Source organism: Photobacterium alginatilyticum (genome assembly GCF_009910675.1).
Lineage (GTDB): Bacteria > Pseudomonadota > Gammaproteobacteria > Enterobacterales > Vibrionaceae > Photobacterium > Photobacterium alginatilyticum.
Genome location: NZ_RSEJ01000044.1, coordinates 1 through 15,091 on the forward strand (window position 1 = coordinate 1; position 15,091 = coordinate 15,091).

General features: G+C 50.8%; 13 protein-coding genes. 12 read left to right on the forward strand and 1 reads right to left on the reverse strand.

Features of this window, described 5'->3' with window-relative positions:
* Positions 1–380 precede the first annotated feature (380 nt).
* Entirely contained in the window at positions 381–1,331 is a 951-nt protein-coding gene (locus EIZ48_RS26315; protein WP_160658189.1) for a glycosyltransferase, read from the reverse strand.
* Between the two features lie 124 nt (positions 1,332–1,455).
* Between EIZ48_RS26315 and EIZ48_RS26320 the strand changes: the two genes are divergently transcribed.
* From EIZ48_RS26320 to EIZ48_RS26375, 12 genes are all read left to right on the forward strand, one after another.
* On the forward strand, positions 1,456–2,577 hold the full coding sequence (locus tag EIZ48_RS26320) for a glycosyltransferase (RefSeq protein ID WP_160658190.1): 1,122 nt from the start codon (positions 1,456–1,458) through the stop codon (positions 2,575–2,577).
* A gap of 52 nt (positions 2,578–2,629) precedes the next feature.
* The gene (locus tag EIZ48_RS26325) at positions 2,630–3,961 is read left to right on the forward strand and encodes an O-antigen ligase family protein (RefSeq protein ID WP_160658192.1); all 1,332 of its coding nucleotides are present in this window, start codon (positions 2,630–2,632) and stop codon (positions 3,959–3,961) included.
* On the forward strand, positions 3,945–4,640 hold the full coding sequence (locus tag EIZ48_RS26330; protein ID WP_160658194.1) for an acyltransferase: 696 nt from the start codon (positions 3,945–3,947) through the stop codon (positions 4,638–4,640). Before EIZ48_RS26325 ends, EIZ48_RS26330 begins: the two co-directional genes overlap by 17 nt.
* A 1-nt stretch (position 4,641) precedes the next feature.
* Positions 4,642–5,808 (forward strand): glycosyltransferase family protein, encoded by a 1,167-nt coding sequence (locus tag EIZ48_RS26335; protein WP_160658195.1) that lies wholly within the window; start codon positions 4,642–4,644, stop codon positions 5,806–5,808.
* Between the two features lie 67 nt (positions 5,809–5,875).
* The gene (locus tag EIZ48_RS26340) at positions 5,876–6,214 is read left to right on the forward strand and encodes a hypothetical protein (RefSeq protein ID WP_160658197.1); all 339 of its coding nucleotides are present in this window, start codon (positions 5,876–5,878) and stop codon (positions 6,212–6,214) included.
* A 2-nt stretch (positions 6,215–6,216) separates the two neighbouring features.
* A complete protein-coding gene (locus EIZ48_RS26345) occupies positions 6,217–7,659 on the forward strand; it encodes a Wzz/FepE/Etk N-terminal domain-containing protein (protein ID WP_075762897.1) in 1,443 nt (480 codons plus the stop codon).
* Positions 7,656–8,732, forward strand: coding sequence for a glycosyltransferase (locus EIZ48_RS26350; protein ID WP_160658198.1), 1,077 nt, complete (start codon positions 7,656–7,658; stop codon positions 8,730–8,732). Before EIZ48_RS26345 ends, EIZ48_RS26350 begins: the two co-directional genes overlap by 4 nt.
* An 11-nt stretch (positions 8,733–8,743) precedes the next feature.
* Positions 8,744–10,567: a sugar transferase gene (locus EIZ48_RS26355; protein ID WP_160658200.1), complete on the forward strand. Its 1,824-nt coding sequence runs from the start codon at positions 8,744–8,746 to the stop codon at positions 10,565–10,567.
* A 60-nt stretch (positions 10,568–10,627) separates the two neighbouring features.
* Positions 10,628–10,936, forward strand: coding sequence for an STAS domain-containing protein (locus EIZ48_RS26360; protein WP_075762900.1), 309 nt, complete (start codon positions 10,628–10,630; stop codon positions 10,934–10,936).
* Positions 10,937–10,940: 4 nt separating this feature from the next.
* Positions 10,941–11,720, forward strand: a complete 780-nt coding sequence (locus EIZ48_RS26365; protein WP_160658202.1) for an OmpA family protein — start codon at positions 10,941–10,943, stop codon at positions 11,718–11,720.
* A complete protein-coding gene (locus EIZ48_RS26370) occupies positions 11,717–14,392 on the forward strand; it encodes an SLBB domain-containing protein (protein WP_160658203.1) in 2,676 nt (891 codons plus the stop codon). The genes EIZ48_RS26365 and EIZ48_RS26370 overlap by 4 nt, the downstream gene beginning before the upstream one ends.
* Positions 14,389–15,084, forward strand: a complete 696-nt coding sequence (locus EIZ48_RS26375) for a P-loop NTPase family protein (RefSeq protein WP_160658205.1) — start codon at positions 14,389–14,391, stop codon at positions 15,082–15,084. The genes EIZ48_RS26370 and EIZ48_RS26375 overlap by 4 nt, the downstream gene beginning before the upstream one ends.
* Positions 15,085–15,091: the final 7 nt, after the last annotated feature.

Genomic DNA, 15,091 nt, shown 5'->3' on the forward strand with positions numbered 1-15,091 from the left:
GTGCCAAAATAACATAAGCTATTTTGTATTGGTCACTCAGTTCACTGATGCCAAATTTGCTTTCACTTTTAAAAAGTGAAGACAAAAGGTTTGACTAATCATTTCACGAGTGCCCACACAGATTGCATGGTCAAATTGTTAAAGAACAATTCCTCATTTGCTTTCGCTCTGAGGAGGTGCGCCATTCTAAAGGTTCAGCGTAAAGTGTCAATCACTTTTTGAAACTTTATTTTTAAAGGCTCTCACCACACCGGCTCGTTGCCTGCTTTCTTACTTTAAGAAGCAGCTCTCCGTGTCGGTGAGGCGGCATTATAGAGACTTGTTTAAAGTTAGCAAGCCTAAATATTAAAAAAACTCACGTTCGAACAACATACCACCAATTAATTCGTCTTTGCTTGTTTTAGAGACAACATTCTCAATATATCTCCCCCAACAGCTCTTACACGACACCACTGAGGTTGAAAGCAAAACGCAAATAGTTCATGAAGTATTGATAAAACATAGGCATGTTGTTCCCGATTATATTCAGCTCTACACGTGATCAAGCGGAGATACCCCCTAATTAAAGTAAAAGGGTGTGCTTTAACAGCACTGGCATGTTTCTTTAAAATAAACTTCATCGCACCTAGTCGCTCTTTCGACTTCTTGTTCGCGTAGCCATCTACTTCATGGGTATAGTGGCAAAGCGGTAGGTTCAACACACCAACCTCTCCTTGCTGAGCAACTTTAAGCCACAGATCCCAATCCGAAGCAAATGATAACGTCGGCTCAAAACCACCAGCTTCAACCAAAGCCGACTTTTTAGCCACAACCGTACTTGTACCAATCATATTCTCGGTAAATATCAATGGAGTGAAATTCTTGAAGATAATAAGAGGATAGCGCTGGCCGATAATTCTTTTAAACCTAGACCAAAAGTTAAAACAGGTAATAATTTCTTTTCCTGATACTGATATATGCATGTAATCAGTAAAACTTAATCTCAGTTCCGGGTAGAGTGCATGCAGATTTAACTGACGGGTTAACTTTCCAGGCAGCCAATAATCACCAGGTTCAAGAAACGCTATCATGTCACAGCTACAATGCTGAATGGCTACATTTCTGGCTTTAGGCAAGCCAACCCGATGAGTAAATATCGCTTTTATATCCGTTTGCAACGCTAACCACTCGCGAGAACCATCGACCGAACCGTCATCAACAATAATAATTTCTACATTGCAGCCCTGCACCCGAATACTATCAATCGCTCTTGGTAAGGTAGAAAAACTATTATTATTCACTATTACGACACTGAGCTTAATTGCCTTCTCCAAATCCATCCCCCACAGCATTGCAATCCTCTATTCTGCTGACTCTATGCAAGGCCCAAGCCAATCAACATGAGTATCAATCTTGGCATCAATATTGATACTCAAGAATAAAGCGACAAGCGGCTGCGTATAGACTGGGGGCAGAATGAAAAAGATTGGCTACGTTATTCCCAACTCTCCGGCATTGTCAGAGTCCTTTATCGGTATTGAAATCCGAGCCATGATGACTCTTGGCCATCAAGTCAAACCCTATGCTTTCGATGACAAGATGCTATTCCACCCCATTGATGCTTACTTAGGGTTTAATTGCATCTCGCTTTCAGACGCTCCTATCTATTCACTGTTCAAGATATGGAAAGCCTATCGCTGCCACTCCTTTATTCTAAAGCAACAAGCCATGGGGTATCTGCCTTTACTGCGAAAGGGACTACAGCTCGCCTATTTAGCAGAGCGAGATGGCTGCGAACACCTGCATACTCACTTATCCAGTCATCATGCCGCAACAGCGATTGTTGCCGCAAAAATACTCAACATTCCCATTTCAGTGGTGGGCAGCGATGCCAAGAGCCAGAGCAACAGCCTACAAGCGGCTGATTTTATCTGTGCAATAACGAAAGAAATGCAGAACGAACTGCAACTTACAACTGAGCAACCCATCTATCATATTCCATTCGGTGTATACGAGGACAACTACAGCTCTCTTGTGCGGGCCTGGCGGCCTCATAAGGATTTTCTCTTAGTCTGTCAAACCGATGATGAAAAAGAGCTGGGGACTCTAATTATGGCACTAGAGCAACTCTCCCCTGAGATCAGTATCGATATCGTTGGAAAGCCCTCTCTGCTCTCGCCTTTTAAGAAACAGCTCGGCAATTTAGCACTCAATCATCAAATCTCATGTATTAAAAATATGACGCCTAATTGGTACCACCAGCATGCCAGCAATTATAAGGCGCTTATCATGCTCTCTACGGCAAGCACATATCGTAATGATGATACGCACGCTTTCATTATCAAGGAAGCGATGGCTCTGGGGCTCCCCATATTAGCAAGTGATCTCCCCATTTATATTGAGATCCTAGATAGTGAAAGCGGGCAGCTATTTCCGGCAGATGATCCCCATGCTCTTGCCATCGCTATGGAGTCTCACCTAAAGCGTAGCGAGAGCGACCTGAACTTACAGCGCGCCTACGCTTTCAACCGAGTAATGACCCTCTTCACCATCTCACATCAGGTAACCCTGCTGTCGAAAAACATCGAGGCACTTTGAGCATGATGCGGCACTCACACGATATTCTCACCTTGCCAGAGCCCCGACGCCTATGAGCCGACGCAAGCAGCTACTTCTCGCATTGTGTAGCACCATGATGATCTATCTTGTCTGGTTTCAGCAAGGTAACCTGGTATTGCTGATTGGCGTCTTGTTTACCCTGCCTTTCATTATTAGCCAGGCTTTCATCGTCTGCGTAGGCTTCATCATCTTCTCCTACTTTCGGATCCATGAGGCCTTCCCTATTCTGGAGCCTCTTCGGATCCCGCAATTACTGGCCCTGGCCAGCCTGGCCGGGCTCGGTTGGCAATTATGGCTCAAACGAGAAACCATCACTTGGCAAAGCCTGCATACCCAACTGGTAATATTCACCGCCTGGGTACTTGTTTCCTGCATCGCTGCAACAAATCGCGCCGAGGCGTTTGCCAATTTCAATGGCAACTTCATCAAGATTTTTATCATGGTGTTTGCGATTAGCTGGCTACCAACCCGACTTACCCAGCTACAGAAAATTCCATTCTTTCTTATACTGAGTGGACTTTGCATCGGTGGCCTGGCTCTGTACAACAAAGCCAACGGTATTGGGCTTGTCGAGGGCACCCGGGTCACCATTGGACGAGACATTGGCTCTGTACTTGGCGACCCTAATGATCTGGCCCTAGTGCTTTTGTTTCCCGTTTCATTTGCCCTTGCCTATAGCTTTCATGGCAACAAATGGCAACGGGGCCTTACCATCATCACGCTAATTGTCCTATTGATGAGTATATTGGCAACCCAAAGCCGGGGCGGGCTGCTAGGAATCGCAAGTGGGATATTTGCGCTGGCATTATTGAAAAGCCGCTCCGTTATCGTACCGGTCATCTTCAGCACTATCGGCCTGCTCGCACTGATCACCCTGGCCGGGATCAGTGATCGCTCCTCCGGCGGAGCAGCGGAAGACGGTATTGACGAATCCGCTATGGGGCGCATATACGCCTGGCAGGCAGCCTTCAACATGGCAGTCGCCAACCCGTTCACCGGCGTCGGACTCGATAACTTCTTATATAACTATTATTTCTACTCGCCGCACTGGGACGGAAAAAACCACGCAGTCCACAGTACCTGGATGCAAATCATCGCAGAAACCGGTTTTGCCGGATTGGTACTGTTTCTGCTTATGCTTATCGGAGCCCTTAAAGTGAGCTACCGGCTACTGAAAAGATTGAACAACCATGAAATGAAGCCGCTAGCCCAGGGGCTATGGCTTGGCATGTTGTCATTCTGTGTCAGTGGGACCTTTTTAACCCAAGGCACAAACTGGCCCCTGTATATTCTCATAGGCCTGATTCTGGCGCTTGACCGGCTAACACTGATACCGGAGGACAAACATGCGAACCTTAGTTAAACAGCACCTCAGCCCAGCCCAAATTATCTCTATCAAACAACTGCTACAGAAAGTCAGGGGAAGCTACCTGCCCTGTATTCCCCTGCTGCATTCACTGCTCTATCATCTGCACCTTGCAACAAAGAACATGATTCATTGCATATTGCAAAAATGCTATTTCACCCCGCTCTTTATTTCCCAGCTTGCTCATCGCCCTAAAAGTCTTCAGCTCGATTGCGGCATGCCACAAATACTCGGCCAGCTCAATATCAGCCTCGGAGAAAAATGTCGTCTTTCTGGGGTATCAACATATTGCGGCAGAGTATGGGGAGCACAACGACCTCAGTTGATTATCGGCGACAATGTGGACATCGGCTGGCAAAACACCCTGGCCGTCGGCACCAAAATTCAGCTTGATGACAACGTCCGCCTCGCCGGAAAGGTCTTTTTAGCCGGCTTCCCGGGCCACCCTATAGAACCTCATGCCCGTGCTATCGGCCAACCGGATACCGACCAGCAAATCGGCGATATTCATCTATGCCGTGACGTATGGCTTGGCACTGGTGTCATGGTTAAGGCCGGTGTCACCATTGGCGAAGGTAGCGTCATCGCTGCAGGCAGCGTGGTGACCAAAGATATCCCACCGGGCGTACTAGCAGGAGGCAATCCGGCAAAGGTGATCAAAAACTTGGAGTATTAAAATGGAGTTTCTTGTATTCGGCGAAGACTGGGGACGGCATCCTTCAAGTAGCCAGCATATTTTAACCGCACTGATGGATCGCTATGACGTGACCTGGATTAACTCCATCGGGCTGCGACAACCAAAGCTGAACTGGCGTGACATTAACAGGGTCAGAGAAAAGCTGTACGCAACGTTTAGCCGTCGCTCGCTGGTTAAAATAAGTAACACCAATGAGTGCATTCCCAGCCAGGCTCCGGCCACAATCATCAAGCCTTTGGTGTGGCCTGTTGCACAGGCGCCTCTCATCAAAAGAATCAATAATGCACTGCTTAATATGCAGCTTTACCGCAAACAAAAATGCCGCATCATCTGGGCGGCGCTACCCACCGCCGTGGATTACTTGGATATCTGCGACAGTGATCTTGTGATCTATTACTGCGGTGATGATTTCTCATCCCTCGCCGATGTTGATCACCATTATGTCACTGAAATGGAACAACAGCTTATTCACAGGGCCGACATTATCCTGGCCTGCAGTCCGGCCTTGCAAGACAAGTTTCCGGCCAGTAAAACCTGGTTGCTTCCTCACGGCGTCGCCTTATCGCAATTTGCAAAACCTGCGTCTTGTCCTGCCGATATCAGCACGACACAACCCAGTATCGGCTTCTATGGCAGCATCAATAACTGGCTCGATCAAAAACTGTTAGCCCACCTGGCCAACGCCCGGCCCGGTATCAACTTCTACCTGATTGGACCGGTAAATACGGATATCACAGCACTCAGCCATATTCCAAATATCCATTTTCTGCCTGCCAAGCCCCACCACCAGCTGGCGGGTTATCTTCAGCACTGGACTGCAGCAATTTTACCCTTCATCGATAACGATCAGATCCGAGCCTGTAACCCACTAAAGCTAAGGGAGTATCTGGCGGCTGGCTGCCCGGTGATCAGCGCTGATTTCCCTGCCGTTCACCCCTATCAGCCATTGGTAACAACTGCCACCAGCCCGAATGATTGGCTACGGGCAATTGATAGCCATTGCCAGTTCAGCCGTAGTGAACGACAAGCTTATGCCAAGCAGGCCGCTGGGAGAATCGCCCAGGAAAGCTGGGAGAATCGCGCCAATGCCGTTATCAAATTGATAAATTCAAAACTAATGTCCGAAAAAACAGACTCCCCGTCATAATTTTTCTAACTCTGGGCACCTTTTTTGCTACTACTTCTATATACCCGTTAAAAGAGAAGGTAGTCAGATGAAAAGGATCCTTTGTCTATGCAGCAGTCTCATTTTATGGGGGTGTGCCAGTACGGTACATATCCCTCAGGAGCTCACCCTCTATTTCAGCCCGGAACAAACCTCCCTGACCGCTGAGCAGAACAGAAAGATAACCCGCTTTCTCGACAACCACCCCTATCACCAGTTGACGGCTTTGGTTGCACCGGCGGCGATGGAGGATCCTTTCAAAGCGCTCGTCCAGGGACAAAAACGTATTCAGGCTGTCAGCCAGATTTCCGACGACCGAGAAATCCCGCTATTGCTGAAATACGCCCCCAAGCAGACAGCTGATACGCTGATCTTGATGAGACAATAGCCATGCGGCACAAGCTATTTGCCAAGCTCTATCCGCTAATCCATGCCATGTGGGTTCACCGGTACCTGATCCTGTTGCCGGTACTTATCATGCCGTTGCTGATGACAGCAGGCAGTTTCCTCAAGGCCAAGCGCTACTATGCCCAAACCACAATCCTGGTTCAGGAAGCGGCAATGCTCAATCCGTTTCTCGAAGACCTCTCTATTTCAATGAACCTGAAACAGCGCATAAAGGCATTACGGGTATTGCTGCACAGCCACTCTGTATTGGAACGGGTTACTACCGAGCTTGAGCTGGCCCCCGTCACAGACAAAACGCAAAGAGAGGTAGTCATCAGCAACCTAAGCCAGAGCCTGAGTGTTACCCTGGTCGGCAATGATTTGGTTCAGCTTGGGCTAAACTGGCCAACCCCGAGTGAAATGCCGGTGATTTTGAACAAAGTCTCCGACATTTTTCTCGACAAGCTCCGCGCTCCGGGACGGGCCTCCGTCGACGGTTCTGAAGTCTTTCTCCACAAGCAGCTTGAATCGACCCAGCAAGATCTCGAGCTGGCCGAAAGCGAGTTGGCTTTATTCAAAGCCGAGCATGCCGATAACCTTCCCCAGCTACAGGGAATGAAGGTACAAAACGATGCTCGCCTTAATTCACTCATTCAGGAAACAGAACTAGCCCTGCTGCACGCCAAAACCCAGCGTGATAATTTCTTCCAGCGCCTGGCCAGCACCAATCCGGTTGTCGGAATGCTGGAAGAGGAAATCGTCAAAGCCGAAGCCGAGCTGGCAATGCTGCGAGCAAGCTATACCGACCGCCACTCAGCGGTAAAAGCGGTACTGCGCAAGCTTGGTCGCCTGAAGCAAGAACGTTCCCGACTGGTTGACGAGCAGCAATCCCTCAGCGCCCAGGAAGTCAGTCAACTCTGGCAGCGCGTGGCAAACCACACCCAAAGCCGTGATAACAATAACCAACCAATACTGCTCAGCCAGTTCGAAAAACTTCAGCAGGCGGAAAGCCAGATCCAGACATTGGATGGTGAGCTGAAGCTGCTTCAGGCACAGGCCACCCAGATACAGAGCAAAAGGGCCGAGTTCGCCACATTGGAAAAGCAGCTAAAGATCCTGCAGCGTAACTATGACGTCAAATCCAGGATCTATAACCAGCTTCTGGAGCGTTATGAAATGGCCAAGGTTACAGGCCACCTCGGCCGTTTTGAGGAACCCGACAAACTGCAGATCATCGATCGCCCAATCCAACCCCACCGACCGCTGAACTGGCCATGGTGGCTTAATTTTCTTCTCGGCATTGTCGCTGGACTCGGCCTCGGCCTGTCCCTTGCCTGTGCAGTGCAACTATTAGATACCCGGTTATACCAGACAACCCAAATCAATCGGCTAACCCGAGTACCGGTACTCGCCCGGATCCCCAACTTTCCAGGGAGTTCATCATGAAGCATGTCACACTACAAATTGTCCAACACCTGCGTCCAGGCGGTATCGAGAGACTCGTTCTCAATCTACTGCGCTTTTCCTCTCCCAGTCATGATGTGTACGTTGTCTCGCTAGAAGGAGAGAAGCACTCGGCCATTGCAGCCTGGCCTGAATTGCAACCGTTCGCATCTCGCCTTTTCTTTCTCGGCAAACCCAAAGGCAGGGATCTCAATACGGTTATTTCATTGCGACAGCTCATCAAGCAGCTCAAGGTGACCACCGTACACTCCCACCATCTTGGCCCATTACTCTATACCCGTCTCGCCACTATCGGCCTATCCCTTAATCACATCCAGACCGAGCATGACAGCTGGCACTTGCACGACACCAAACAGCGGTTCATCACCCGCTGGTTACTAAAGGGAAGCCGTATTCATTTAATCGCCGATGCCCCCCGGGTTGCCGAACAACTGAATCAATATGGGATCACCACCAGCCAGGTCATCGTCAACGGTATAGACACCGAACACTTTACGCCCGGTAACCAGCTACTCGCCAGGCAGGTTCTCCAACTTCCCGCCAATCAGATCATTATTGGTTGTGCCGGCCGGTTAGTGCCGGAGAAGGGCATCGATACCATGCTCGAGGCACTCACTTTCCTTCCGGACAACCACCGACTAGCCATCGCAGGCAGTGGGCCCGAGCAACCCTCGCTGGTTACAAAAGCCGAGCAGCTTGGGGTTTCCCACCGAGTTCACTGGCTTGGGCATTGCGCCAACATGCGAAATTATTACCGGGCGATTGATATTTTCTGCATGCCCTCCCGCCAGGAAGGGCTGCCTCTGGCCTTGCTTGAAGCCCAGGCCAGCGGAAAAAGCGTCGTCGCAACAGCTGTCGGGGGGATTCCGGACCTGCTTTGCCCGCACAGCGGCCTACTTATCAACCCTGATGACCCCCAAGATCTGGCCAGAGCACTACAGAAAGGGTTAGACGCCGCTGAAACCTATCGTGAAAGTAATGCCCAATACATTCGTAACCAGGCTGACGTCCGGATAATGACGGCCACATACGAAGCATTAGCCCATTCAAACTAGGGGGAATAACAATGACACTCGAATGGATGTTACTCATCTTTCTTAGCCTGCTTATTGTTTATCACCATATGATCTACACCAGTATGATGATCTGGCTTGGCCGAAATCGCAGTGCCAGTGAACATGCAACACGTTCCAACTCAGCGGATGAGGAGCAGGCCGGAAAGCATGACCAATATTTTCCTTCTATTGCTCTGGTCATGCCGGCGCACAACGAGGAGCAATGCATTGAAGCCAAGCTGGCTAACCTGCTGATGCTGGACTATCCGGCTAAGCAGCTCTCCATCTGGATTTGCTGCGATGGCTGTACCGATCAAACCGCCAGGATCATTGATAGCTGGAAAGGTAAATTTAGCGCCGCGGGCATTGCGCTTCACGTCATAGAGGATGAAACCAACCGCGGTAAGCTGGCCCGGATAAATCAGCTAATGGCGCAAGCGAAAGATACCTCCGAGCTTATTGCCCTCAGCGATGTCTCTGCCCTGATCTCCATTGATGCCTTGAAGCAAGCCGCAGCAAACTTCCGCAATCCACAGACTGGAGCAATTACGTGCTGTTACCTATTGGCCGAGGCCACACTTGGCGAAGAGCAATACTGGCAATGGCAGAACAACATCCGCTATGCCGAATCCCACCTTGGCAATGTAATGGGAGGAAATGGCGCTTTTTATATCATGCGCGCCAAGCTATTTACTCCACTTCCGGAAGATACCATCAACGATGACTTCATGTTGCCGATGACAGTGATCAAGCAAGGCTACAATGTCGTGTTTAACCAAAGTATCAATAGCGTCGAGCTCACCCCCACTGACGAACAACATAACCACAAACGCCGCCAACGTATTGGGGCCGGTAATCTTCAGCAGCTAATACGCTGCCGATTCCTGTTCCAGTTCCGTCACTACCAGACCAACTGGCTGTTTGCATCAGGCAAGGGGCTTCGTACCGTTATGCCTTTTATCCTGCTGTTCTATTTTGCTCTTAGCACTTTGATGGCCTGGCAAGGAATCGGGGTTGCCGTAGGATTGGTCGCTTTGCAGAGCGTTGCCTACCTGCTGGCACTGCTACCGCTTTTGGGTATCCATAGTCGCCTGACCGATAAGCTGCATTACTTTATTGGCGGCTACTTCTCTTCCCTGCTCGGTATGCTCCGGTATCTCGGCGGCCAGTTTCGACAAGGGTGGCGGCACCTGCCTCCTATCGCAAACTATCAGACACAATCAACCCAGGCCCTCAAACGCGGCAGTGATATTATCCTCAGCCTGGTCGGCATGCTGCTTACCCTTCCCCTATGGCCATTACTGGCAATCCTTATCAAGCTCGACTCGCCCGGACCGGCCTTCTACCATCAGCTCAGAGTCGGCCGGATCACCGAGGACAAGGCGGAACTCTTTAATGTCATCAAGTTCCGCACCATGAGCCAGAATGCCGAGAATCAGTCTGGTGCTGTCTGGGCTACCAAGAATGATCCGCGAATCACACGTATTGGGCGCTTTCTCAGGGCAACCCGGCTTGACGAGCTGCCTCAGTTTATCAATGTGTTAAGGGGAGATATGTCATTAATCGGTCCACGACCGGAGCGTCCCGAAATGTGTGGCGATTTGCAAAATGCATTGCCTTTTTATCTCGAGCGGACCGCAGGCCTTCGTCCCGGCATTACCGGTCTGGCACAGGTCAATCAGGGCTATGACAGCTGTCTGGATGATGTAAAAAACAAAATAGCCTGGGATCACGCGTACGCCGTCGCATTAGGCTCTCCGCTTCAATGGCTTAGAATGGATTTCTACATCATTTTTAAAACACTCTACATCATGGTATCCAAACGCGGACAATAGTTGGCATATCACTTGTATTACTTACCCTGAGTGAAAGTCACTTTCAGACAAGAGGTTAGTATGCAAGCTATAACAGGTTCTGTCGTTACCCTGCCAATTCACGATGAGTTTGATGCCCATATTGCCAGACAAATGGAGCCAGAGTTTGAGTCACTCAGCCAAACCGAGGAAAGTGAGCTGATACTTGACCTGACACAGGTACAATTTATTGACTCCTGCGGAATTGGTGCCATTGTTTTCTTATACAAACGACTGAAAAGCAGAGATAAAAAATTACGCCTGCTTAATGTCAATGGCCAGCCACGCCAGCTGATGCAAATGTTACGGATAGACAAGGTGATCCCGATGATCACCTCAGCGGAGTTGTGACGATATGGATAAACTGCCGATCCTGCTGATGCTCTTAGCGATCAGCGGCTGTACAACCTGGCCCACATCGGGTGAAAACCCGTACACACCGCCAGATAGGGATCAATGGCTTGAGCTCGAGCATCATGACTTCGAGCTGCAGCTGTTGGCAACTCGGGGAGCCAAGCTCTGCCTTCCCGGCCAGTACCAGCAGCTGGAAAACTTGTATAGCAAGGCTCGCCAGGAAGCCAAAGCCGGGTTCAGCGATGATGCCGATATCACGTTACTGGAATACCAGACGCAATTTGGCAAGATCCAGCGTCAGATGGACTGGCTGGAGTACCACACCCTATGCCTGGATCCCCGCTATTCAGAAATAGAGCTCAGAGATAGATTCCTGCTGCTAATGCGTATCGACAACCAGTTTGCCTTTAACCGGGCCAAGCTACTGCCCGACTACCAGCAGGCACTCAGGCGCGCAGCATCAATTCTAAAACGCCAGAACCACTGGCACCTACAGCTAACTGGCCATACCGACACCATCGGCACCCGGGAAAGTAACAACCAACTCGGCATGAAACGAGCCGATGCCGTACGCAGATATCTGATAGAACAAGGCGTCGACGCCAATCAGATAACCACCTTTAGCGCAGGCGAAGAGCTATCTGTCGAAGATCCCCGCTCTCGGACCCAACGGCTCAGCAACCGCAAAGTAGACGCCAAAGTCCTTGTCGAGCACCACACCCGCTCCATCCACCGGGTCTACTCACTGCAAGACTGGCACGCAGTCAGGGAGTCGCTATGAGTCGAGCCTTGCTGTTGGTACTACTGCTCATTATTGCTCCGGCCTGGGGGACAACCCTGACTCCCGGTGACCGGGTATACCTGCAGCTCCCCGGCGAGAGTGCATTTGACGACCCTTTTACCATTGATGACCAAGGACAACTCAGGCTACCCGAAGCAGGGCTAATCACCGTTGCCGGGCTCAGCATCGACGAAGCCGAGCAAAGGATCCGTAAACGGCTCAGTACCATCTACCGAAATTTAGACGAACTTGAGCTGAGCATCATGGAGCATCTGATCCGTATACAGGTTCTCGGCTATGTCGAACAGCCGGGGATGGTCTCGCTCAAACCCGGTAGCAATATACAAATGGCCGTCGCCGAAGCCGGCGGAGCAAGGCCCGGGGCCCAGCTTGACCAGTTCAAGTTAATCCGAAACAGCAAAACACAAGTCTTCAACTATAAGCAATACCTTGATTCTGGCGATCCCGGTCAGCTACCAGCCATCAAGAGCGGTGATACTATCTTTGTCCCGGCCTCTCCTTTACTGGGTAACGTTGAGGTGAACTTTGATGCAGCTTCCCTAAGAGAAGGCGGGGATGCCGACGAAGAGCAAGGGATCACGATTTTTGGTGAGCTGCGTAACCCCGGTACATTTAGCTTCAAACCGGATATGACAGTCGTCGATGCGCTCATGCGGGCTGATGGTGTCACCCGTTACGCCGATGTCACCAAGATACGGGTCATTACCGACAATATCCCATACCAGTTTGATCTCAAGGCCTACCTTGATACCGGGGATGCCAGCAACCTGCCGCCAATCAAACCCGGCACCACGATTTTTGCACCAATTGAAGTTGAAGATATCAATACGACATCACGGACTGTCTACGTCATGGGTGAGGTCAAAGCCCCCGGCGCCTACGAGAGCTCTCCCGGAACAGGCTTTATTGATGTACTGGCCAATGCTGGCGGCCCCACCCGATTTGCCGATACGACGCATATCAAGCTGCTCAGCAATGTCAACGCTCCACTCAGCATCAACCTGGTCGAATATACCCAAAACCCTAGCCAAAGTACGCTCCCCCCGATCGAGCCCGGCGATGTCATCTTCGTGCCCGAGAAAATCGACTTCAACGAAAAGTCGTGGCTGAAAGTAACCAATGACCGTGCTATCAAAATTATTGGGGCCATCTACAACCCGGGCCGTTTTGAGTGGAGTGATTCCATGAGCTTCATGGATCTACTGGCCCATGCCGGCGGACCAAAACAACAGGCTAACCTGAGCAATATCCGGATCATCCGCGAATCCGCCGCAAAAAACGAACCCAGAGTGACCTTTTTTGACTTTGTCGAATTTACCAAAGCTGGTCAGCCCAAAGGTAAACTCCCGCAGTTGAGGGCGGGAGATACCGTGATTGTGGATGAACTCCCCCATGATCCGACCGACAATAAATCCAGCTGGCTACGTCAGTCAGCCCGAGACTCCATCTATATTTTCGGCCAGATCGGCGCCCCGGGCCGTTATGCCTTCAATAACGAACAGGGATTTCTCGATATTCTGTCGGCAGCAGACGGACCAACTAGCGAAGCGGATATCCAGGAAGTTCTGATCAGCCACCGCAGCGGCAAGGGTACCGAGGTAACCCGCTTTAACCTCTCGCATTATTTCGAAACCGGCAATGAATCGCTCATTCCCGATGTAGCTCCTGGCGATGTTATTTATATCCCACAGTTGGAGAAGACTGCCGACGAGCGTGCAGTCAAGGTGATCGGCGCCGTCAACGCCCCCGGACGCTTCAAATGGAACGATACTATGACGTTTCTCGATATCCTTGCTATGGCTGGCGGGCCCAAGCAGCAGGCAAATATCAGCAACATCAGGCTCATCAAGGAACAACTGAACACTCCCGAAAATGTCATCTACTTTGACCTGGAGAATTTCATCAATGAAGGGGGCAATTTCGCCGCCCTACCACTGCTAGATGCCGGTGATACCATCGTCATCGACGAACTTCCCCATGATCCGACCGATAATAAAGCCGGCTGGATCCGCCAGTCAGCTGATGACTCCATCTATGTCTTTGGTCAGGTCGGCGCACCGGGACGCTATGCCTTCAATCGGGAGCTGGGATTTCTCGACATCCTTTCCGCAGCCGACGGACCAAACGGCGATGCCGACCTGCGGCAGATCCGGATCAGCCACCGCGATAAAAGCCAGGCCCAGGTGACCAAGCTAAATCTTTCCCTTTATTTTGAAACGGGTGACGAAAGCCTGCTGCCCGTTGTCGTTCCCGGCGATGTTATCTATGTCCCCAAGGAGCAGGGAAACTGGCTCGACAAACCGGCCGAACGGGTGGTACGCCTGATGGGATCGGTCAACAAGCCCGGCCGTTATACCTTCAACAACCAGATGAACATCCTTGACCTGCTGGCCGAAGCCGGTGGCCCGTCAGACGAAGCCTATATCGAACGGATCATGATTGTAAATACATCATGCTGTGGCGATCAGGCCCAAACCTTTAACCTGCGTGACTATGTCATCGATCCGGCCCGTTATCCTCTCCCCCTGCTTCGTCCCGGCGATACCGTTTATGTGCCCAATGAAAGTGACTCTATCGGGGAACAATGGCGGCAGGGGCTGCGGGATGTCTTAGGACTATTCACCCTTATCGCCTTGGGAGCCGCATTATGAAACCCTGGCTAAGTGCAGAGTACGATCAACTTTTTCACAAAATTCATCAACTGGACGCGCGGGTGATCACCCTGGCTGGCGCCAGTCCGGGCTGCGGCACATCGACCCAATCAATGTGGCTGGCCAGGCGATGCGCCGAAGACCAGCACAGCGTGCTGTTGATCGACCTTGATCTGTCGGGATCCGGGCAGGGTTACCCTTCCGGACCATGGCAAAGCGACGGTACCGGCGAGTCAGATGTGTTAATCCATCTTGATCAGCAGCTTGATCTTTTACCCCAGCCCAGCGTTCACCGGACCATTCTTGATCTTCGCCAGCCGCAAACGCTCGCCGCTGCACTGGAGCGCTGGAAGAAAAACTATCACTATATCATCTGTGATATCGGCACCATCAGCACCGCTAACTGGCAAAACCTACCCATTACAGCCATCAGCCATATCAGCGATGCATCGATTCTCTGTCTGGCGGCGGCGCAAACAACAGAGAGTGAGCTCTTGACCAGTATGACAAAACTGGAGCAGGGAGGCGTCCATCTGCTCGGAACATTGATTAACGACAAGAGCAATCCTTCCCTGTCGCAGGAAATCATTCGGGTACTCCACGGCAAAGCACGCTGGATACCCGACACAATCAAACGCAGGCTGATCCACTACCTGCAGCACAACCCTCTGTTGCTCGGTAAGTATCAATAAGCCAGGG

Coding starts and splice junctions, on each gene's coding strand:
- EIZ48_RS26315 (WP_160658189.1), bottom strand. CDS start 1,331: ATGCTGTGGGGGATGGATTTGGAGAAGGCAATTAAGCTCAGTGTCGTA.
- EIZ48_RS26320 (WP_160658190.1), top strand. CDS start 1,456: ATGAAAAAGATTGGCTACGTTATTCCCAACTCTCCGGCATTGTCAGAG.
- EIZ48_RS26325 (WP_160658192.1), top strand. CDS start 2,630: ATGAGCCGACGCAAGCAGCTACTTCTCGCATTGTGTAGCACCATGATG.
- EIZ48_RS26330 (WP_160658194.1), top strand. CDS start 3,945: ATGCGAACCTTAGTTAAACAGCACCTCAGCCCAGCCCAAATTATCTCT.
- EIZ48_RS26335 (WP_160658195.1), top strand. CDS start 4,642: ATGGAGTTTCTTGTATTCGGCGAAGACTGGGGACGGCATCCTTCAAGT.
- EIZ48_RS26340 (WP_160658197.1), top strand. CDS start 5,876: ATGAAAAGGATCCTTTGTCTATGCAGCAGTCTCATTTTATGGGGGTGT.
- EIZ48_RS26345 (WP_075762897.1), top strand. CDS start 6,217: ATGCGGCACAAGCTATTTGCCAAGCTCTATCCGCTAATCCATGCCATG.
- EIZ48_RS26350 (WP_160658198.1), top strand. CDS start 7,656: ATGAAGCATGTCACACTACAAATTGTCCAACACCTGCGTCCAGGCGGT.
- EIZ48_RS26355 (WP_160658200.1), top strand. CDS start 8,744: ATGACACTCGAATGGATGTTACTCATCTTTCTTAGCCTGCTTATTGTT.
- EIZ48_RS26360 (WP_075762900.1), top strand. CDS start 10,628: ATGCAAGCTATAACAGGTTCTGTCGTTACCCTGCCAATTCACGATGAG.
- EIZ48_RS26365 (WP_160658202.1), top strand. CDS start 10,941: ATGGATAAACTGCCGATCCTGCTGATGCTCTTAGCGATCAGCGGCTGT.
- EIZ48_RS26370 (WP_160658203.1), top strand. CDS start 11,717: ATGAGTCGAGCCTTGCTGTTGGTACTACTGCTCATTATTGCTCCGGCC.
- EIZ48_RS26375 (WP_160658205.1), top strand. CDS start 14,389: ATGAAACCCTGGCTAAGTGCAGAGTACGATCAACTTTTTCACAAAATT.